We start from the raw sequence: 21,413 nt of genomic DNA, 5'->3' as shown, positions 1-21,413 counted from the left end.
CCACGACACGGAAGAAGTGATCGTCAGATGTCCGATCCGCTCGCCGATCTCTCGGCCGCCGGCGTCTCGCTCTGGCTGGACGACCTGTCCCGCCAGCGACTGCTGTCCGGCAACCTCGCGGAGCTGATCCGCACCAAGCACATCGTCGGGGTCACCACCAACCCGACGATCTTCCAGGGCGCGCTGGCCGACGGCGCCTCCTACCAGCAGCAGGTCGCCGAGCTGGCGGCGCAGGGTGCCGACGTCGACGACGTCGTGCGCGCCGCCACCACCGACGACGTCCGGGACGCCTGCGACCTGTTCCGGCCGATCTTCGACGCCACCAACGGCGTCGACGGCCGGGTGTCCATCGAGGTCGACCCGCGGCTGGCGCACGAGACCGCCGCCACCGTGGCCCAGGCGCAGGAACTGGCGAAGATCGTCGACCGGCCGAACGTGCTGATCAAGATCCCGGCGACGCTGGCGGGACTGCCGGCGATCACCGCGGTGCTGGCCGAGGGCATCAGCGTGAACGTCACGCTGATCTTCTCGCTGGACCGCTACGCCGCCGTCATCGAGGCGCACCAGGCGGGTCTGGAGCAGGCGAAGGCCAACGGCCACGACCTGTCCAAGATCCACTCGGTGGCCTCGTTCTTCGTGTCCCGGGTGGACACCGAGATCGACAAGCGGCTGAACGCCATCGGTTCGCCGGAGGCCAAGTCGCTGCTCGGCCAGGCCGCGATCGCCAATGCCCGGCTGGCCTATCAGCTGTTCGAGGAGAAGTACGCGGGTGAGCGCTGGGAGGCGCTGGCCTCCTCCGGTGCGAACGCGCAGCGCCCGCTGTGGGCCTCGACCGGCGTCAAGGACCCGGCGTACGACGACACCCGGTACGTCGTCGAACTGGTCGCGCCCGGAACGGTGAACACCGCGCCGGAGAAGACCATCGACGCGGTCGCCGACCACGGCGTGATCCGCGGCGACACGATCGCCGGCACCTACGCCGCGGCCAGCGCCACCTTCAGCGCCCTCGAGGCCATCGGCATCGACCTGACCGACGTCTACGACGTGCTCGAGACCGAGGGTGTCGAGAAGTTCGAGAAGTCGTGGGAGGAGCTGCTGGAGACCGTGTCCGCGAGCCTGGAGAAGGCCCGCGCCGGTAGCTGAGCGGCACCCGGTCCGGCACGCGGGTGCCGGACCGGTACGGCAGTGATGCACTGAGACGACGACCGGCTCCGGGTGGTGCGACCACCCCGGGGCCGGTCGTCGGTCGGATCGAGGAAGGAACCTCTCCCGGGCATGAGCACCGAGTACGTCAACCCACTGCGTGATCCACGGGACAAGCGGCTCCCCCGGATCGCCGGTCCGTCCGGGATCGTGATCTTCGGTGTCACCGGCGACCTCTCGCGCAAGAAGCTGATGCCGGCGATCTACGACCTGGCCAACCGCGGGCTGCTGCCGCCGGGCTTCGCACTGGTCGGCTTCGCGCGCCGCGACTGGGACAACGAGGACTTCTCCAAGGTCGTCCACGACGCGGTCCGCGAGCATGCGAGAACGCCGTTCTCCGAACAGGTCTGGCGTCACCTCGCGGAGGGGTTCCGGTTCGTCCAGGGATCCTTCGGGGACGACGACGCGTTCGACACCCTCGCCTCGACGCTGGCCGACCTGGACCGCGTGCGCGGCACCGGCGGCAACCACGCCTTCTACTTCTCCATCCCGCCGAACGCCTTCCCGGTGGTGCTGCAGCAACTGCGCCGGTCCGGTCTCGCCGACCCGCACGGCGACGAGTGGCGCCGGGTGGTCATCGAGAAGCCGTTCGGGCACGACCTGGCCTCGGCACAGGAACTCAACACCATCGTCAACGACGTCTTCCCGAAGGAGTCGGTCTTCCGGATCGACCACTACCTCGGCAAGGAGACGGTGCAGAACCTGCTGGCGCTGCGCTTCGCGAACCAGCTGTACGAACCGATCTGGAATGCCAACTACGTCGACCACGTGCAGATCACCATGGCCGAGGACATCGGCATCGGTGGCCGCGCCGGCTACTACGACGGCATCGGCGCCGCCCGCGACGTCATCCAGAACCACCTGCTGCAGCTGATGGCGCTGACCGCCATGGAGGAGCCCGTCTCCTTCGACCCGAAGAACCTGCGCACCGAGAAGATCAAGGTGCTCTCCGCGGTGCGGCTGCCGGCGGATCTGGGCCAGGCGACGGCGCGCGGGCAGTACGCGGGCGGTTGGCAGGGCGGGCAGAAGGTCGTCGGGTACCTCGAGGAGGAGGGCTTCTCCCCTACTTCCAAGACCGAGACCTACGCCGCGGTCAAGCTTCTCGTGGACAACCGGCGGTGGGCCGGGGTGCCGTTCTACCTGCGCACCGGCAAGCGGCTGGGCAAGCGGGTCACCGAGATCGCGGTGATCTTCAAGCGCGCGCCGCACCTGCCGTTCGCCCGCACCGACACCGAGGAGCTGGGCTCCAACGCCCTGGTGATCCGGGTCCAGCCGGACGAGGGCGTCACCATCCGCTTCGGGTCCAAGGTGCCCGGGCCGTCGATGGAGGTCCGCGACGTCAACATGGACTTCTCCTACGGCCAGTCGTTCACCGAGGCCTCGCCCGAGGCCTACGAGCGGCTGATCCTGGACGTGCTGCTGGGCGAGCCGTCGCTCTTCCCGCAGGACGAGGAGGTCGAGCTCTCCTGGAAGATCCTCGACCCGATCGAGAGGTACTGGGCGAAGCTGAACTCGCAGCCCGAGCCGTACACCGCGGGCACCTGGGGCCCGGCCTCCTCCGACGCGATGATGGCCCGCGACGGCCGCGTCTGGCGGCGACCGTGAGAGTCCCCTCCTGCCAGCGCTTCTCCGCACGGAAGGTCACCCGCCGATGATCATCGACCTGCCCTCGACCACCTCCTCGTCGATCAACAAGGCGATGGTGGAGCTGCGCGAGAAGGGCGGCGCGAACGCCCAGGGCCGGGTGCTCACCCTGGTCATCGTCACCGACGAGGAGTCCGGCGAGGACCCGATCGCCGCCGCCAACGGCGCATCGTTCGAGCACCCTTGCCGGGTGCTCGTGGTGGCCAAGGGCAGCAAGCGCGGCACCGCACGGATGGACGCGCAGATACGCGTGGGCGGTGACGCCGGCGCCTCCGAGGTGGTGATCCTGCGGCTCTACGGACCGCTCGCCGACCACGGCGCCGCGGTGGTGGTGCCGCTGCTGCTGGCCGACGCGCCGGTGGTGGTCTGGTGGCCCGGGCAGGCACCGGACGTACCCGCCGAGGACCCGATCGGTGCGCTGGCGCAGCGCCGGATCACCGACGCCGCCTCGTCCCGCCGGCCGCTGGCCGACATCGAGACCCGGGTGCGCAGCTACCGTCCCGGCGACACCGACCTGGCCTGGACCCGACTGACCATGTGGCGCGGCCTGCTCGCCGCCGCCCTGGACCAGCCCCCGCACGAGAAGATCACCGGGGTGGAGATCACCGCGGCCTCCGACTCCGCCTCCGCCGAGCTGCTGGCCGGCTGGCTGGCCCTGCAATTGCGCTGCCCGATCAAGCGGGTCCGGATCAACCGGCCCGGGACCGGGCTGCGCGCCGTCGCGTTGACCCGGCGGTCCGGGGAGATCAGCCTGGTCCGGCCGGAGAACTCCACCGCCACCCTGACCGTCACCAACCAGCCGCCACGCCAGCTCTCGCTGCCGCGCCGGATCCTGCGTGACTGCATCGCCGAGGAACTCCGCCGGCTCGACGCCGACGACGTTTTCGCCGAGGTGCTCGCGAAGGGCCTGCCGCTGCTGGACAAGGCTCCGTCGAGGTCCGCGAAGCCGGCGAAGGCCGACGCGAAGAAGGCCCCGACGAAGCGCCCATCGCGCCGCGCCACGGCGTCCGTGGCGGCGGTGTCCGCGGCCGGCACGACCGCAGCTGCCGAGGGTTCCACGACGAGGTCCGCGACCGCCACGACCCGACCCACCAAGGCTGCGGCGGCCAAGGCCCCGACGAGCAAGGCGCCTGCCACGCCGTCTCCCGCCGGGAAGGCGCCGGCCGGTGCGGCGCGGACTGCGAAGGCTCCGGCCGGCAAGGCTCGTGCCACCAAGGCTTCTTCGACCAAGTCCACCGCGACCAGGGCCTCTGCGACCAGGGCTCCAGCGGCCGCGGCCGCGGCGGCCGCGCCGGCCGCGCCGGCCGGGACCACCCGGAAGCGATCCCGTGCCGGCACCACGGCGACGCCCACCGCGCGACCAGCCCGCACGCCCCGCACCCGCCGAGCCACCGAGGAGCCCACCGCATGAACGCGCCCGAGGTGGTCGTCCACCGCACCCCCGACCTGCTCGCCTCGGCCACCGCGGCCCGCCTCGTCACCAAACTGGTCGACGCCCAGGCGGCCGGCCGGATCCCCTCGATCGTGCTGACCGGCGGCGGCACCGGCGGCGCCGTGCTGTCCGAGCTCTACGCCTCCCCCGCCCGCGACGCGGTCGACTGGAAGCGGATCGAGTTGCTCTGGGGTGACGAGCGTTTCGTCCCGGCCGACGATCCGGAGCGGAACGAGAAGCAGGCCCGCGAGGCGCTGCTGGACAAGGTGCCGGTGGATCCGGCCCGGGTGCACGCGATGGCGGCGCTGGGCGGCGCGTACGGCGACGACGTGGACGCCGCCGCCGATGCCTACGCCCGGATCGTGTCGCGGTTCGACACCTTCGACGTGGTGATGCTGGGCATGGGCGGCGAGGGCCACGTGGCATCGGTCTTCCCGGAGTCGCCCGCGGTGTACGACACCCGCTCGGTGGTCGCCGTCCGCAACTGCCCGAAGCCCCCGCCCACCCGCGTCTCCCTCACCCTGCCGACCATCCGCCGGGCCGCCGAGGTGTGGATCATGACCACCGGTGACGCGAAGGCCGCCGCGGTTGCCATGGCGCTCGGCGGGGCCGGCGAGGTCGCGCTGCCCGTGGCCGGGGCCGTCGGCACGAAGCGCACCCTGTTCCTGCTGGACACCGCAGCCGCGAGCAAGCTGCCCCCCGAACTCCGCGCCACCCGCACCTCCTGACCCACCCCACCCCCAGCGCGAGGATCTTCATCGCAGGCGCGTGGGAAGTTGTCGCCGTTGGGACGCGTGGGACAGGAGTCGCCACTTTCGTGCGCGCCTGCGATGAAGATCCTCGCGCGGAGGGGTGGCGGCTGGACGGCCCGGGGAACAACGCCGGGCCGATTGCCTACAGCCACCGTCGGCAACCGGCCCAGGAAGGCTCGGCGCCCGCCCGGATGCCCCGGGAACTACTGCCGGGCCGATTGCCTACAGCCACCGTCGGCAACCGGCCCAGGAAAGCTCGGCGCCCCGCCTCGCGCCGGCCAAGGATCGCGCCTCGCGCCGTCCGTGGCGTGGATCATCAACGCCCGCAGGGCATGTCGGGCAGGAAATGTGACGAGTGGGGCAGGAGTCGACGAGTTGCCCCCTGCCGAGCTACTTGATCCACGCCGGGCGGCGCGGGCGGGGGTGAGGTCGGGTGAGGGAGGTCCGGCGGGCGGAACCGGGGCGGCGCTGGAATGCTGGAGTTGATCACCGGCGACGAGGGCGGCGTGAGGCTCCCCGGCCGTGATCCGGTAGGAGGACGAACCAGCATGGGCACACCCGTCACCGTGACGGTCACCGGCGCGGCCGGCCAGATCGGCTACGCCTTGCTCTTCCGCATCGCATCCGGTCAGATGCTCGGGCCCGACACGCCGGTCCGGCTGCGGTTGCTCGAGATCACCCCGGCGCTGAAGGCGGCCGAGGGCACAGCGATGGAGCTCGACGACTGCGCCTTCCCGCTGCTGTCCGGCATCGACATCACCGACGACGCCCGGAAGGCGTTCGACGGCACCTCGGTGGCCCTGCTGGTGGGTGCCCGGCCGCGCGGCCCCGGAATGGAGCGCGCCGATCTGCTGGCGGCCAACGGCGGGATCTTCAAGCCGCAGGGCGAGGCGATCAACGCGGTCGCCGCGGACGACATCAAGGTCCTGGTCGTCGGCAACCCGGCCAACACCAACGCCCTGATCGCCCGCACGCACGCCCCCGACGTCCCCGCCGACCGGTTCACCGCCATGATGCGGCTGGACCACAACCGTGCGCTGTCCCAGGCCGCGCAGAAGCTGGGCGTCGGGGTCGCCGACATCACCCGGATGACGATCTGGGGCAACCACTCCGCGTCGCAGTACCCGGACCTGTTCCACGCGCAGTTCGGCGGCCGGCCGGTGGCCGAGCAGGTGGAGCACGACTGGCTGGAGAACACCTTCATCCCGACCGTCGCCAAGCGTGGCGCGGCGATCATCGACGCCCGCGGTGCCTCGTCGGCCGCCTCGGCCGCGAACGCCGCCATCGACCACGTCCGCGACTGGGTCGCCGGCACCCCGGAGGACGACTGGGTGTCCGCGGCCGTCGTGTCGGACGGCTCCTACGGCGTGCCCGAGGGCCTGATCTCCGGGTTCCCGGTGACCAGCAGCGGCGGGTCCTGGCAGATCGTGCAGAACCTGGAGCTCGACGACTTCTCCCGCGGCAAGGTGGACGCCTCGGTCGCCGAACTCGCCGGCGAGCGCGACGCGATCAAGGAGCTCGGGCTGATCTGAGGCCCGACGGCCACCGCACCGGCACAGGTCATCACAGTGGCGCCGTCACCGCGCCCGCGCTGCCACCACACCGGCGCTGCCACCACTCCGGCGCTGCCACCACTCCGGCACTGCTATTTCCGGCACGGCACCGAACCGTCCTCCCACCGTCCACCACGTCCTCGACGAGCGGCCCCGGTCCCCGACCGGGGCCGCTCGCGCTGCGGCACCACCGGCCGGGCGCAGCCGTTCTTCGTCAGCAGCGGGCACCGGACGGCCAGGCGCGGCCACCTCGCCGATGCGTGAGCGGGCCGCAACCCAGAGCCATGCCCGCTGATCAGCGCAATTACTCTCCGTCTGTAGAAGTGCGAGGAAGTGCACTCTTTCGGAGGAGATGTCACTCCTGACCCATCCATATCGACACGGAGCGTGAATACTGGGTGGACGGTCGCGCCGCGCAGGGGGTCCCCGACCGACATCCCGAACCTGGACGACGAGGTCCTCCGCCACCGCCGCGAGGCGGGCAGAAGTCGAACGGACGGATCAATTCATGGTGCTTGACGTCGAGGCCCCGCCCCGGCGCCCGGTCCGTCGTCAGTCGGGTTTCGCGCGCATCGCCGGTATCAGCGCCTCGCTGGTCGGTACCCAGGCCCTCACCAGCGTGCTCGGCCTGGTGTTCTGGACGCTCGCCGCCCGCTCCTTCACCGTGCACGACGTCGGTGTCGCCGGCGCCGCGGTGTCGATGATGCTGTTGCTCAGCTCGCTGGGCACGCTCGGACTCGGGACGCTGCTGATCGCCCGACTGCCCGCCACCGCCCCCGAGCGCAAGCGCCTGCTCGTCCGCACCTCACTGCTGGCCGCCGGTGGTGCCGGCGGCCTGCTCGGCCTGGTCGTCCCGCTGTTCGCCGTCTACGTGATCGGCGCCGACAACCTGCGTCCGCTGGCCTCCAGCCCGCAGGGCCTGCTCGGCTTCGCCCTCGGCACCGCCGCGATGTCGGTGGTGCTGGTGCTGGACCAGGCGGTACTGACCATCGGCGTGGGCGCCCTCCAGCTGGAGCGCAACGTCGCCGCCAGCATCATCAAGATCCTGGCCCTGCTGCTCTTCGGCGCCATGGGCCTGAGCTCCGGCATGGTCATCTTCCTGGCCTGGACCGTCGGGACGCTGGTGTCGCTGCCGCTGGTCGCCTGGCGCACCCGCCGCAAGGGCCCCCGCCCTGAGGGCGAGAAGACGTTCGACCGGGCGGTGCTCAAGGGCCTGGGCCGGGCCGCTGCCAGCCATCACGCCCTGAACACCACCCTGCAGGCGGCGCTGCAGATCCTGCCGATCCTGGTCACCGTCCTGCTGTCGGCCCAGGAGAACGCGTTCTTCAACTCGGCGATCCTGGTCTCCGGGTTCGTCTTCGCGCTCCCCTACGCCGTCGCGATCAGCCTGTTCGCCTCCGCCGGCGGCAACGAGTCCGAGGTGCTGGCCCGGATGCGGGTCACCATCCCCTTCAGCCTCGGGATCTCGGCCGCGGCGTACCTGGCGCTGTTCCCGATCGCCGGGTTCGTGCTCAGCATCTTCGGCTCCAGCTACGCCAGCGAGGGCGTCGACATCCTGCGCCTGGTGACGATGGCCGGCCTGCCGTTCGTCATCAAGGACCACTACATCGCGCTGCGACGGGTCCAGGACCGGACCACCGAGGCCGTGCTGATGATGACCGGCTTCCTGGTCCTCGAGCTCGCCGCCGCAACGGTCGGCGCGATCTACGGCGGCGCCCTCGGGCTCTGCGTCGGCTGGGTCGCTGTGCTCTACGTCGAGGCCGTCGTCTTCGGCGTCGGTCTCGCCCGGTCGGCCCGCAAGGCCGGACCCCCCGCCGAGCGCATCGAGGTACCGGAACAGGACCGGCCGGAACCCCGGCCGATGCAGATGGCCTCCGCGCTGGTGCTCTCCGGCGAGTCCGGCCCGTCCCTGGTGCCGTCCGGCGCGCTGGTCGACCAGTCCGTGGAACACAGCCCGGAGCCTGCCCCGGCCCCGGCGCGGGTGCCCCGCCGGCCGGACTCCCCACTGCCGCGCTCGGAGGAGCGCCGGCTGGCCCGGATCGCCGCCCGGCGCAACCTCTTCGGGCCGCTGCTCGCAGTGATGGGTCTCGGCGTCCTGGTGCTGTCGCTGGCCGCCAACGGCTCGCGGGAGAGCGGTCCCAACGGCTTCTACCAGGCGCTGTGGATCGTCGGGCTGGTGCTGATCGTGCTCCCGGCGGCGATCCGGGTGCTCGCCGCCACCACCTCGGCCGCCGAGCGGATCCGGCTGGCGATCGCCGTCCCGGTCATGCTCGAGCTGACCCGGCTGGTGCTCTACCCGACCTACTTCGCCACCCACGACGAGCAGATCCACACCGACACGCTCCGGCAGATCGACGAGACCTCGCGGCTGTTCTCGCTGAACCCGCTGCTGCCCACCTCGGCCTTCTACCCCGGCCTCGAGGTGATCACCGACGGGATCCACCGGTTCACCGGGCTGTCCCCGTTCGTCTCCTCCTGGATCGTGCTGATCCTCTCCCGGGTGATCATCGCGCTGGCGATCGTCGGCCTGATCCAGCTGATCACCCGGTCCTCCCGGGCCGCCGCGATCGGCGCGCTGATCTACATCTGCAACCCGCAGCAGCTGTTCTTCAACTCGCAGTACTCGTACCAGACCCTCGCGCTGCCGCTGGCCGTGTTCGCCGCGTACGCCTTCCTGTCCCGGCGCCGCGGGTCGGCCTACAGCCTGGTGCTGCCGCTGCTGGCGACGGCCGCGGTCACCTTCACCCACCACCTGACCGCGATGCTGCTGGTCGGTGCGTTCGCCGTCTGGTGGCTCATCGAGGTGGTGCTGGGTCGCCGCTCGATCGAACGCGCCGAGCAGCGCGAGCACCCGGACTCGGACGAGCGCCGCCGAGGCCTACGGGTCGGGCACCGGGTCATCCAGCGGCGCCAGGACGTCATCGGGCTCCTGGTGCTCTGGGTGTCCGGTGCGGTCATGTCGGTGGCCGCGGCGCTGAACCCGGGCAGCCCCGTCCTGGGCTACCTGTACGACATCTTCAACGGTTTCCAGCAGGGCTTCACCGGACTGGCCAAGGGCGACGAGACCAAGCCGCTGTTCGCCGACAGTGCCGGCAGCGGCCCCGCTCCCTGGGAGCAGGTGCTGCTGGTCTCCTCGGTGCTGCTGATCGGCGTGTGCATGCTGATCGCACTGGTCCAGGCCTGGCTCCAGTTCACCGTGCGGCGCACCCCGGCGTTCGTGCTGACGCTGCTCGCCCTGCTCTACCCGATCATCCCGGCCGGTCACCTCAGCGTGTCCACCGCCGAGGTCGGCGACCGGGCCTCCGGGTTCGTCTTCGTCGGACTGGCCATGGTGATGGGTGTCTGGTTCGTCCTGCAACGACGGCGTGCCTGGTTCGGCCGGACCGCGGCGGCCGTGCTGACCGTGGTGTTCCTGGGCAGCGTCGTGCTCGGGTCCGGCCCGACCTCCCGGCAGCTGCCCGGCCCGTACCTGATCTCCGCGGACGCCCGCAGCATCGACAGCGACAACCTGGCCGCGGCGGAGTGGCTCGCGGCGGAGATCCCGCCGGAGACCCGCGTCTACGCGGACCGGGTGTCCGGCCTGCTGGCCGCGTCGGTCGGCGGGCAGTTCACCGTCCGGCACCTGTCGACCAAGGTCGATGCGTCCAGGTTGCTGCTCGATCCCAACCTGACGGCGGCCGACTACGAACTCATCAAGAAGGCCGGCCTGTCGTACCTGATCGTCGACACCAGGTTGGCCCAGGGCCTGCCGCACCTCGACGTCTACATCGAGACCGGTGAGTTCGAGGGCCGCACCAGGACCGGGCCGGTCCCGGCGGCCGCGCTGCAGAAGTTCTCCACGGTGCCCGGGGTCTCCCGGATCTACGACAACGGATCGCTCCAGATCTACGACCTGAGGGGGTTGCGCGATGCCGGCTGAGACCTCCTCGTCCACCGCCACGCTGCCGCCGCAGGCCGGGAGACCGGTGCGGCCGTCGCGGAACGCGCTGGTCCTGCGCGCGGTCCTGGTCGTGCTGGCCGCCGCACTGTCGGCGGTCGGCGCCACGGCCTGGGTGACGGCGCCGCTCGGTCTTGCCGCGCTCGCGGTGACCGCCGAGTGGGCTGCCCGGCTGCGCCGCCGCGGCCCGCTGGACACCGTTCTGGTCGCCACCGCGGGCGCGGTCTCCGCGCTGGCCCTGATCGGACTGGTGCTGAACTACCTGCCCGGCGGGCTCACCCGCCTGAGCTGGTCGATCGCCATCGGGATCGTGTGCCTGGTCGTGCTCGCGCTGGTGGCCCGGCGCCCGCTGCCGCCGGCCTCCCCGCTCCGCCGGGTGGTCGTGTCCGTGCCCCGCGCCACCTGGCTCTGGGCCGGCCTGACCGCGGTGCTCGTCCTCGGCGCGGTGCTGCTGTCGGTGCGGTCGGTGCAGACGGTGAACGTCCCGCCGACCGAGTTCTCCGCGACGTCGGTGGCCGACGGCCGGGCGACGCTGCTGATCAACGCCGGGACACCGCAGGACGGCCTGTCCGTCGTGGTGACCACCGATGGCAGGGCGGTCACCGCGGCGACCGGGCTGTCGGCCGGCCCGGACCAGAGCACCGAACTCACCGTCGACGTCGCGCCCGGCGCCCGGTCCGTGGTCACCCTGGTCCGCGCCGACGGCACCGTGGACCGCACCCTCGTCATCGACACCCGTACCCCCACCACCTCACTGACCTCCGGGAGTGGCTCGTGAACAGCTCCGCACCCCTGCCCCCGCGCGCCGACGGGTCGCCGCTGCGGATCGCCCACGTCGTGCACCGGTTCCTGCCCGAACTCGGCGGCACCGAGACGCACACCGCGGAGGTGACCCGCCGGCTCGCCGAACGCGACGACGTCGACGTCACCGTGGTGACCACCGACCGCAGCGGCGAGCTGCCCCCGCTGGACACCGTCAACGGCGTCCGGGTGCTGCGGAAGAAGGCGTGGCCGAAGGAGCGGGACTACTACGCCAGCCCCGGGATCTACCGCGAGATCGCCTCCGGCGACTACGACCTGGTGCACATGCAGGGGGTGCACACGCTGGTACCGGTGGCCACGATGGTCGCCGCCCGCCGGTCGCGCAAGCCCTACGTGCTGACCTTCCACTCCGGCGGGCACTCGTCGGTCTCCCGGTCCGCGGTCCGCAGCCCGCAGTTCAAGGCGATGACGCCGCTGCTGCGCGGCGCGGACCACCTGATCGCGGTCAGCCGGTTCGAGCGCAACCGGTTCTCGGCGCTCACCGACATCCCGCACCACCGGTTCACCGTCATCGGGAACGGTGGTTCGCTGCCGGCACCGGTCGAGGACGTCCCGGCCGTACCCGGTCGGATCGTGTCCAGCGGCCGGTTGGAGCGGTACAAGGGTCATCACCGGGCGATCGAGGCCCTGCCGCTGATCCGCCGCGACATCCCGGACGCCCACCTGGTGATCCTCGGCGGCGGACCCTACGAGCAGGATCTCCGCGACCTGTCGTCCCGACTCGGGGTCGAGAGCGTCGTCACCATCAAGCATCTGCCGCCGGCGGATCGTGGCGCCATGGCCCGCGAGCTCGCCTCGGCCACCGTGATGGCGGCGCTGTCCAGCTACGAGGCGCACCCGGTGGGCGTGATGGAGGCGGTGGCCGGCGGGCTGCCCGTGCTGGGCAGCGACATCGCCGGCATCGGCGATCTGGTCGAGGACGGCCTGGTGACCGGCCTCGACCCCGAGGCGTCCACCGAGCGCACGGCCGATGCCCTGGTCACCATGCTGCGGACGGTGTCCGGCGCCCCGCGCACCCGGCCCGACGTCGAGCTGCCCACCTGGGAGAGCTGTACCGACGCCGTCGTCGAGGTCTACCGGGGCGTGCTCGCGGCCCGGGCACCCGCGGGGCGCCCGTGACGGGCCCGGACTCCCCCCTGGTCGTGCACGTCATCACCGCACTGGGGACCGGCGGCGCCGAGCGGCAGTTGCAGTGGCTGGCGCACCGATCGGGCCACCGCAGCCATGTGATCGCGCTGTACGGGGACGGCCCGGTCGCCGACGCCATGCGCGCGGACGGCACGACCGTCGAGGTGCTCGGGATGGCCGGCGCCGCGAAACTCACCGCGCTGCCCCGGCTGGTAGCCCGGCTGCGCCGGTTGCGGCCGGCGGTGGTGCACGTGCACCTGCTGGCCGCTCAGCTGTGGGGCATCCCGGCCGCCCGGCTCGCCGGCATCCGCACCGTCGTGTCCAGCGAGCACTCGCTGATGGACACCACCATCGAGAACCGGCCGCTCACAGCGCGACTGCGCCGGATCTACCGCCGGTTGGAGAGCTGGACCGCGCACACCGTCGCGGTGTCCTCCGCCACCCGCGACCGACTGCTGCGCTGGGACGTGCCCGCCGACCGGATCACCGTGGTGGACAACGGGATCGACTTCGACGCGCTCGCCTTCGACCCCGGACTGCGGCGCGACTTCCGCGCGGAGCTCGGGATCGCCGACGACGTGGTGCTGATCGGCGGCATCGGCCGGCTGGAGCCGGTCAAACGGTTCCCGCAGCTGCTCCGCGCGCTGGCGCCGGATCTCGGTCCGCTCCGGCAGCTGGTCCTGGTCGGTGCCGGCCCGCTGGAGGAGTCTCTGCGGTCCACGGCCGCGGAGCTGGGACTCGGCGATGTCGTGCACGTGCTGGGCGCCCGGGGCGACGTGCGCTCCGTGCTCTCCGGTCTCGACCTGCTCATCAGCCCGTCCCGCGACGAGACCTTCGGCATGGCCGTGGTCGAGGGTGTCGGTGCCGGACTGCCGGTGGTGCGGGCCCAGTGCCCGGCCCTGGACGAGTTGGGTGAGGACGTCCCGGGTGTCATCACCCTGCCCACCGACGCGGACGAGAAGGACGAGGCCGCGGCCATCCTCGCCGGCTCCCGCGCACTCGCCCCCACCGACGTCGCGCCGGGTGCGCGCCGGCCCGTGCCGGACGGGCTGCGGCGCCGCTACGGGATCGCCGGCGTCACCGCACGGATCGACGGCCTCTACGACACACTGCTCGCGGGTGCTGCGCGGCGATGACCCCCGACCCACGGCTCGCGCTGGTCTCCCGCGGGGACCCGTTGACGCCGTATCTGTTCCGTGCGCTGCGTCGCCGGTTCCCGGTGGCCGGCCAGCTGTCCCCCGAGCTGAACCAGGTGCAACGCGGCGTCGTCGCGGCCCGCACCTTCCGCCTGCAGCGGGAACGCTGGGCGCAGCAGTTCATCAAGAGCCCGCTCGGGTACGCCCTGCGCACCCGCAACACCCGGCGACGGTTGTCCCGCCTGCCGGACGGGCACGACCTGGTGTTCCAGGTGCACGGGCTGTCCGGGGTCCCGGACCGGCCCTCCGTCCTCTACCTGGACTGCACCCACCTGCAGTCGGTCCGCCAGTGGCCGGAGTGGAACCCGCTGGACGGACGCGCCCTCGACCGGTGGATCGCCGCGGAGCGGGAGTCGTACCAGCAGGCCGTGCACATCTTCTCGTTCACCGAGGAGACCCGCCGCACCCTGGTCGACGACTACGGGGTGACGCCCGGGCGCATCACGGTCACCGGGGCCGGGGTCAACCTGGACACCCTGCCCTCCCTGGACCGCCCGGCGGCACCGCCACCGGACGATCCGGTCATCCTGTTCGTGGGCAACGACTTCCGGCGCAAGGGCGGCGAGATCCTGCTGGAGGCCTTCCGTCTGGTCCGCACGGTGGTGCCGCGGGCGCGGCTGGTGCTGGTCGGCGACCGGCCGGACATCCCGGACCTGCCCGGGGTCGAGGTGCACGGCCACATCGACGACCGGAGCCGGATCGTCGAGTTGTACGCCGGCGCATCGGTGTTCACCCTGCCTTCACTGTTCGAGCCGTACGGTCTGGTGGTACTGGAGGCGATGGCCTTCGGCCTGCCCGTGGTCGCCTCCACCAGTTCCGGCATCCCGGACATCGTGCGGCACGGGGAGACCGGGCTGCTGGTGCCCGTCGGCGACGCACCGGCCCTGGCGTCGTCGTTGATCTCGGTCCTCACCGACCGGGCGATGGCCACGGCAATGGGCCGGGCGGGTCGCCAACTCGTCGAGGAACAGCACACCTGGGACCTGGTGGTCGACCGGATGGCCGACACACTGGCGGGCACGACACCACCGGCGGCCGGTGTGACCGGAACCCGGGTGGCACGCGCGCAGCAACCGGGTACCAGCACGGAGAAGCACTGATCTGCCCCGACCGACGAACCATCGGGCGCCCGCACCAGCCGACCGCGTGCACACCGCGTGCCACGACCGACGAGGAGTCCGACAGTGAAGTTCCTGCCGCGCAACGGGAGCCGGTCCCGCACCGCCGCACGGCGGTCGGCCGTGCTGGTCGCCGCCCTGTTGTTGCTGAGCGCCTGCAGCGGCGGCAGCACCCAGGTGCCGGACACGGGGAGCACTGCCGCCACCGGGAGCGCCGTCGCGACACCGGGTCCGACCGAGACACCCGGGACGCCCGCGACCCCCGGCCCGTCGGAGACCCCGGGCACCCCGCCCACCCCTGGGCCGACCGAGACCCCGGGCACCCCGCCCACGCCGGGGACCCCGCCGACCGGGACGACCTCGCCGACGACGACCAGCACGTCGGCACAGGGTCCGACGTCGTTCGTCACCGCAGCCGGGCGCGACTTCGAGATCGACGGCGCACCCTTCCGTTTCGTCGGCGTGAACATCTACGACGCCGCCGCCACCGACCGGTACTCCTGCGCCCCCGACGCCCGGATGTCACCGGACCAGCTGCGGGAGACCTTCCGCCGGTTGCACGACGAGCAGGGAGTCACCGTCGTCCGGTTCTGGGCCTACCAGACCTACACCGACTCCGGACGGGACTGGTCCGGGCTGGACGGGGTGATCGAGGCGGCCCGGGAGACCGGCATCCGACTGCTGCCGGTGCTCGAGGACGGCCCGGGCTACTGCACGACCTCCGAGGAGGTGCTGCCGAAGGCCCAGTACGAGGACGACACCTGGTTCGTCGACGGCTACAGGAAGCAGTTCGGCAGTGCCGTGCTGTCCTTCCGGGACTACGCCAAGATCGTGGCCGAGCGGTACCGCGACGAGCCGGTGATCATGGGCTGGAGCCTGATCAACGAGGCCGACACCAGCAAGCGGGACGACCAGGACCGTTCCGTGCTGGTCGATTTCGCCGAGGACATGGTGCCGTTGATCAAGTCCGCCGACCCGAACCACCTGCTCACGCTCGGCACCCAGAGCAACGGCGCCGCGGGTGCCAGCGGGCCGGACTTCCTCGAGGTGTACGGCGTCGACGGTCTCGACTTCGCCGAGGTGCACGACTGGGGCTACTGGGGCTCCGACGACGCGCCGATGCCCGGCGGCAACGGCGCAACTCCGCCGGCGGCGAACTCCGCGGCCTGCAAGCAGACCCAGGCCCAGTCGCTGCTCGGTTGCTCGTTCGCACTGTCGGTCGAACTGGACAAGCCGCTGCTGGTCGGCGAGGCCGGCATCGGCCGCGGTGACGGGGCGGCCGGGCTGCAGAACCGCGCCGACCTGCTCGACGCCAAGATGACCGCGGCTTTCGACGCCGGAGCCGCCGGGTACCTGCTCTGGCGGGTGACCAGCAAGGTCACCGATCAGTACGACATCCTCATGGACGACGGCGATCCCGTGCTGGACGTGCTCTCGGAGCAGGCCGACGCCGTGCGCTGACGAGATCGGCGCCGGAAGTTCCGGCGCCGTGAACGGTGACAGGAAGCAACTGTCGCCGTACTCTCCGCCCTCCGCACGATGCAGCCCACGCGACACCTGCCCGCGTGACCCCGTTCCCGACAACGCCTTTCCGGATGACCCCCGTTCCCGGCAACACGACGCCTTCCGGACGACCCTTCTCGGGCAACAGCCTTCCGGACGAGAACCCGGCACCACAGCGCCGTCCCGAGCACGCCGGTGCCGAGCACACACGACGGAGCCGGCCGCGGCCGGGTGAGCACCAACAGGGCGAGCACGCCGAAGCCCCTCCCGGGATCCGGGAGGGGCTGCGTCGGTGGTGCGATCGGCAGGAGCGTCCGGTCAGACGGCGCTGTGCAGGGCTCCCATGGGTGAGCCGGGGAGCTCGTCGATGCTCGGTGCGGGGCCCGGCTTGGGCTGCACACCGGTGAGGATGCGCAGCCGCGCGTAGGCGTAGCCCACCGTGGTCGCGGCCAGCCCGGAGACGACGGCACCGGCCCGCCGGCGCCCGTCCTTGCGCTGCACGGCCGAGCTGTGCAGCGAGAAACCCTGTCGCACACCGCGGATCACGGCGGCCGGCAGCACCTTGCCGACGTAGCTGCGCTCGCTGCCGAGCCCGTCCTGTGCGCCCACCAGCTCGGCGACGACGGCCTTCGACAGGCCCTCGGCGTAGCAGCGGCGGAAGAAGTACTTCGGCCGGACCCGGTCGGCGCTCACCCGGTGCCGGACGCGCATGTCCGGCTCGTACACCATCCGGGCCTGGGGGTCGTGCTGGCGGATCCGGATGCAGAGCTCGGTCTCCTCGCAGCCCAGCGGGATCTTGCCGACCCGGCCGATCGCGTGACTGAACCCGCCCACCGCGTCGAAGTACGACCGGCGGATCGACATGTTGCAGCCGATGAAGTTCCGCACCTCGGCGGTGGTCTCCGGCTGCCCGGTGTAGCTGCAGCCGACCACCCAGTCGAACTCGGTCGGCAGCCAGCCCGGCCGAGCGGCCGGCCACACCGGGGTGGCGTGCCCGCCCACCCCGGCGACGGTGGGATCCACGTACGGGGCGCGCAGCGTCTCGATCCAGTCGTCGGCCGCGGTGGCGTCGTCGTCCAGGAAGGCGACGACACCACCCCTGGCCGCGCGGACGCCGCTGTTCCGGGCGCCGGACAGTCCCTTGCGGTCGACGCTCGCCAGCACCCTGACCGGCGAGGTACCGAAGAAGTGCCGGCGGGCCCGGTCCAGCAGCTCGTCGTTGTGATCGATCACCACCAGCACCTCGAGAGCCGGGACCGTCTGCGCCACCGCGGATTCCACCGAGGCCCGCAGGTCGTCCCACCGCTCGTCGGTGTAGGCGCAGATGACCACCGACACCGTCGGGGCGGACGGCTGCACCAGGTGGATCACGCCGAGGCTTCCTCGAGATCCACGGTGGCGGCGGACCGCTGGGCCGGGATCGTCGGGGCCACGCCCGGGGTGACGGCCCGGCGGGCACGCCGACGGGTCCGCAGCGCGGTCCGCTCCGCCGCCGGCGCCACCGGGGCGGCCGGTGCAGCGGTACGCCGCACCTTGCGGGCACGGACGAGCTCGGTCGAGATCGTCTTGAGCACCCGCAGACCGTCCTTGACGGCGTGCAGGTTGCTCTCGCCGAACAGCCGCAGCAGCTCCACGCTGGGCACCTCGGTGACCTTGAGCTTCGCCACGGCCACCCGACAGTTCAGCAGCGTCTCGATCTCGAACCCGTCGCCCCACTGCATGTCGCCCGAGACCGGCTCCGGCTGCGGCAGGTCGAGCTCGGGCAGGATGTCCCGCCAGAAGGCGTTGTAGCCGTAGCAGAGGTCGGTGTAGCCGGTCCGGAAGATCAGATTGGTGATCCCGGTGAGGCCCTTGTTGCCGAGGTCCCGCAGCACGGTGATGTCCTTGGACCCGCCGCCGGGCAGCACCCGGCTCCCCTTGGCGAAGTCCGCACCGGCGCGGAGAGCGTCGACGTAGCGGTCGATCTCGGCCGGATCGGCGGAGCCGTCGGCGTCGAACATGACGATGATGTCGCCGGTCGCGGCGGCGAAGCCGACGGCCAGGGCATTGCCCTTGCCGCGGCGGGTCTGCTGCACGAACCGGGCATCCGGGCGCACCCGGCGCACAACTGCCTCGGTGTCGTCCACGGAGTGGCCGTCCACCACGATGATCTCCGCACCCTCCGGCAGGGTGGGCAGGACGACCTCGAGGTTGCGGGCCTCGTTACGGGCCGGCACCACGATCGAGACCTTCGGGTTCTCGACCGGGCGGAGGTGTACAGGATGCATCGAAGGCTCCCCTGATTCGATGTCGTGTCCCGCCGTGGTCGGTCTCGCCTCTGGCTCCCCCACCCGGTATGTGGCGACCGATGCACCGGGAAGGATCAACGCCACCACTTCGTGAACAGTCCGAAGACTACGGGGTTCATTCCATTGGTACGTCCGGGCGAAACAAGAGTGTTACATCCAACACACAGCGTATGTAGAGCACCTCCTGACCCGCTCGACCGTTACCTCTACGGGTGAAGTTCACCCGAAAGTTGGTCGCGACGATGACCTGGCGTGACGGCGTGGGCGTGTGTGTTCGCTCCGTGGTCCCGTGCGACACTCTGCGGCATCAGGGGCAGGCGGATCCGGCACTCCGGGTCGGCAAAGGAGGCATGGTGGTCCGCGGCAAGTCCCGTGATGCTGTCCTCTGCAGGTGTGGGCACGAGAGAGCTGCCCACGAGCACTACCGCCCCGGGACGGACTGCTCGCTGTGCCCGGCCGGCGGCTGCGACAAGTTCCGGCGCGACCCGTCGGCCGCCCTACGATCGTTCACAAGTTGGATACGCTCCGCAGCCCCGCGATAACACAAAGTGAGCTACTCTGAACGCGGCGTGATCGGATCCTCCGCGTTCATGCCACCCGACCCGGGCCGAACCGGGGTTCTCGCAGGTCCACGACTTCTGTAGAGCGCACCGGGGTCCACGGGGGATGCGAGGCCGGCGCTCACGCAGCGTGAGTGTCGCGGTGGCACCGAGGTGGGGATCATGGGCGGCACCAGCACGCGTCGGAACCGGCGCCGACTCGTCGTCGCCCTGGTGTCCGCGGCGGCACTGGCCACCGGAGCGATCGTCGCCCTGCAGCCCACCGCCACCACCGCGGGGGCGGCGCGCATCGCCGACGTCGACGACAGCAGCCCGGACATCCGGTACGTCGGCGACTGGTCGGTTGCCACCGGCGACGGCAAGTTCGACGGCGGCGACCGCTGGACCGACCGGGCGGACTCCTCCGCGGTGCTGGAGTTCGACGGCACCGGCATCGCGGTGCACGGAGCGAAGGCGCCCTGGCACGGTGACATGGTGATCAGCATCGACGGGGTGCGCGCGGCCCAGGTGTCCGCCTACGCGGCCGAGCGTGCCGACGACGTCGTGCTGTTCTCCCGCGACGGTCTCGCCGACGGACCGCACGTGGTGACCGTGACGGCCACCGGGACCGCACCGGCCGCGTCGACCGGGACCGTCGTGGCAGTCGACCGGTTCACCACCACCGCTCCGGTGCCGGCGATCTCGGTCGCCTCCGCCGCACGGGCCGACGACACCGCCGACCGCTTCACCTGGACCGGCACCTGGCAACGGACCAGCGGCGCGGGACGGTTCAACGGGACCGACCAGGTGGCGACCGCTGCCGGCGCCACCGCCACCCTCACCGTGGCGGGCAGCACGATCGCCGTCTACGGCGCCCGCGGGCCCGCCTCGGGCCGCGCCGCGGTCTCCGTCGACGGCGGCCGGGAGACCGTGGTCGACACCTGGGCCGCGACGCGGACGGAACAGCAGGTGCTGGGCCGCTGGACCGGACTGGCCGACACCACCCACACGGTCCGGATCCGGGTGCTCGGCACCCGCAACGACATCTCCACCGGGACGGCGGTCTCGGTGGACCGGTACGACGTCTCGGCGGGCGCCGAGGCCCCCTCGGCTCCGGCCAGTTCCGGGTTCGTCACCCGGGAGGGCAACACGCTGATGCTGGACGGCCAGGTGTTCCGGTTCGCCGGCGCCAACCAGTACTACCTCGGCCTGGACGACAACATCCGGGACGACAAGGGGAACCCGACCTTCCCGCCGCAGTCCCGCACCGACGACGCGCTGAACAGCGCCGTGCGCACCGGGGCCACGGTCGTGCGGTCGCACACCCTGGGCATGTCCGTCGGCTGCGCGGTCTGCATCGAGCCGCGGCGCGGCGTGTTCGACGACACCGCCTTCCGCTCCGCCGACTACGCGATCTACCGCGCCGGCAAGCTGGGACTGAAGCTGATGATCCCGCTGGTGGACCAGTGGCGCTGGTACCACGGCGGCATCTCCACCTTCACCGGCTGGCGCGGGTACACCAACAATCCCGACGTGAGCCGCAACGCCTCCAACAACCAGGCGCAGCGGGCCTCCGAGGCGCACTTCTACACCGACCCGAACGTCATCGCGGACTTCCGCCAGTACGTCCGGCACATCCTCGAGCACGTGAACCCCTACACCGGGCTGGCGTACAAGGACGACCCGACGATCATGGCCTGGGAGACCGGGAACGAGATCTGGACGGCGAACCCGGACTGGACCCAGCAGCTGGCCTCCTTCATCAAGCACACGGTCGGGGCGAAGCAGTTGGTCGCCGACGGGACCGCGGCGACCGGGATGTCGGTCTCGAACGCCGCGATCGACGCGCCGGACGTCGACATCGTCGGCGGTCACTTCTATCCCGTCGACGTGGCCTGGATGCAGCGCGACGCCGCCGTCGCGGCCGCGCACGACAAGGCCTATGTCGTCGGCGAGTTCGACTGGACCGACAAGGCGGCCACCGCGAAGCTGCTGGCCGCCGTGGAGAAGGACCGCAACATCTCCGGCGACCTCTACTGGGTGCTCATGCCGCACCTGGAGGACGGCAGCCCGGAGATCCACGGCGAGAAGTACGCGATCTGGAGCCCCGCCCTCGATCCGGCGGCGCTGCAGATCCAGCAGCTGCTGACCGCCCACGCAAAGAGGATGTCGCTGCCGTCCTGAGCACGACGCCGTGGCAAGAACACGGCCGTTCCGCTGCAGGGGCGTTCCACTGGAGAGCCGCCCCGGGTACGAGCGCAGCGATCCCGCGGATGGGACGGGCTCCGGAAACCGGTG

Annotated in this window: 14 protein-coding genes; 12 read left to right on the top strand and 2 right to left on the bottom strand. The window is 71.6% G+C overall.

Annotated elements, in window-relative coordinates:
- The first annotated feature begins 27 nt into the window (after positions 1-27).
- From tal to GIS00_RS07305, 11 genes are all read left to right on the top strand, one after another.
- Entirely contained in the window at positions 28-1,143 is a 1,116-nt protein-coding gene (gene tal / locus GIS00_RS07355) for a transaldolase (RefSeq protein ID WP_154767543.1), read from the top strand.
- Between the two features lie 132 nt (positions 1,144-1,275).
- Positions 1,276-2,808, top strand: a complete 1,533-nt coding sequence (gene zwf, locus GIS00_RS07350) for a glucose-6-phosphate dehydrogenase (RefSeq protein WP_154767542.1) — start codon at positions 1,276-1,278, stop codon at positions 2,806-2,808.
- Between the two features lie 46 nt (positions 2,809-2,854).
- The gene (locus GIS00_RS07345; protein WP_154767541.1) at positions 2,855-4,258 is read left to right on the top strand and encodes a glucose-6-phosphate dehydrogenase assembly protein OpcA; all 1,404 of its coding nucleotides are present in this window, start codon (positions 2,855-2,857) and stop codon (positions 4,256-4,258) included.
- On the top strand, positions 4,255-5,007 hold the full coding sequence (gene pgl / locus GIS00_RS07340; protein WP_154767540.1) for a 6-phosphogluconolactonase: 753 nt from the start codon (positions 4,255-4,257) through the stop codon (positions 5,005-5,007). Before GIS00_RS07345 ends, pgl begins: the two co-directional genes overlap by 4 nt.
- A 572-nt stretch (positions 5,008-5,579) precedes the next feature.
- A complete protein-coding gene (locus GIS00_RS07335; RefSeq protein ID WP_154767539.1) occupies positions 5,580-6,563 on the top strand; it encodes a malate dehydrogenase in 984 nt (327 codons plus the stop codon).
- Positions 6,564-7,092: 529 nt separating this feature from the next.
- The gene (locus GIS00_RS07330; protein WP_154767538.1) at positions 7,093-10,503 is read left to right on the top strand and encodes a polysaccharide biosynthesis protein; all 3,411 of its coding nucleotides are present in this window, start codon (positions 7,093-7,095) and stop codon (positions 10,501-10,503) included.
- Entirely contained in the window at positions 10,493-11,299 is an 807-nt protein-coding gene (locus GIS00_RS07325; protein ID WP_154767537.1) for a hypothetical protein, read from the top strand. The genes GIS00_RS07330 and GIS00_RS07325 overlap by 11 nt, the downstream gene beginning before the upstream one ends.
- A complete protein-coding gene (locus GIS00_RS07320; protein WP_154767536.1) occupies positions 11,296-12,462 on the top strand; it encodes a glycosyltransferase family 4 protein in 1,167 nt (388 codons plus the stop codon). Before GIS00_RS07325 ends, GIS00_RS07320 begins: the two co-directional genes overlap by 4 nt.
- Positions 12,459-13,607, top strand: coding sequence for a glycosyltransferase (locus GIS00_RS07315; RefSeq protein WP_154767535.1), 1,149 nt, complete (start codon positions 12,459-12,461; stop codon positions 13,605-13,607). Before GIS00_RS07320 ends, GIS00_RS07315 begins: the two co-directional genes overlap by 4 nt.
- Positions 13,604-14,767 carry a glycosyltransferase family 4 protein gene (locus GIS00_RS07310; RefSeq protein ID WP_154767534.1) on the top strand — a complete coding sequence of 388 codons (1,164 nt, stop codon included), beginning with the start codon at positions 13,604-13,606 and terminating at the stop codon, positions 14,765-14,767. Before GIS00_RS07315 ends, GIS00_RS07310 begins: the two co-directional genes overlap by 4 nt.
- 84 nt (positions 14,768-14,851) lie before the next feature.
- Positions 14,852-16,246 (top strand): cellulase family glycosylhydrolase, encoded by a 1,395-nt coding sequence (locus tag GIS00_RS07305; protein ID WP_154767533.1) that lies wholly within the window; start codon positions 14,852-14,854, stop codon positions 16,244-16,246.
- Positions 16,247-16,606: 360 nt separating this feature from the next.
- Here the strand turns inward: GIS00_RS07305 and GIS00_RS07300 are convergent, their stop codons facing one another.
- Positions 16,607-17,659: a glycosyltransferase family 2 protein gene (locus GIS00_RS07300; RefSeq protein ID WP_322097643.1), complete on the bottom strand. Its 1,053-nt coding sequence runs from the start codon at positions 17,657-17,659 to the stop codon at positions 16,607-16,609.
- On the bottom strand, positions 17,656-18,555 hold the full coding sequence (locus GIS00_RS07295) for a glycosyltransferase family 2 protein (RefSeq protein WP_154767532.1): 900 nt from the start codon (positions 18,553-18,555) through the stop codon (positions 17,656-17,658). Before GIS00_RS07295 ends, GIS00_RS07300 begins: the two co-directional genes overlap by 4 nt.
- A gap of 743 nt (positions 18,556-19,298) precedes the next feature.
- On the opposite strand from GIS00_RS07295, the gene GIS00_RS07290 reads away from it, so the two are divergent.
- Positions 19,299-21,299 carry a hypothetical protein gene (locus GIS00_RS07290; RefSeq protein WP_154767531.1) on the top strand — a complete coding sequence of 667 codons (2,001 nt, stop codon included), beginning with the start codon at positions 19,299-19,301 and terminating at the stop codon, positions 21,297-21,299.
- The last annotated feature ends 114 nt before the right edge of the window (positions 21,300-21,413 follow it).

Source organism: Nakamurella alba (genome assembly GCF_009707545.1).
In the GTDB taxonomy this organism is placed as follows: Bacteria; Actinomycetota; Actinomycetes; order Mycobacteriales; family Nakamurellaceae; genus Nakamurella; species Nakamurella alba.
Note: the sequence above shows the minus strand (reverse complement) of the source record. Positions and strands in the feature narration are given on the sequence as shown.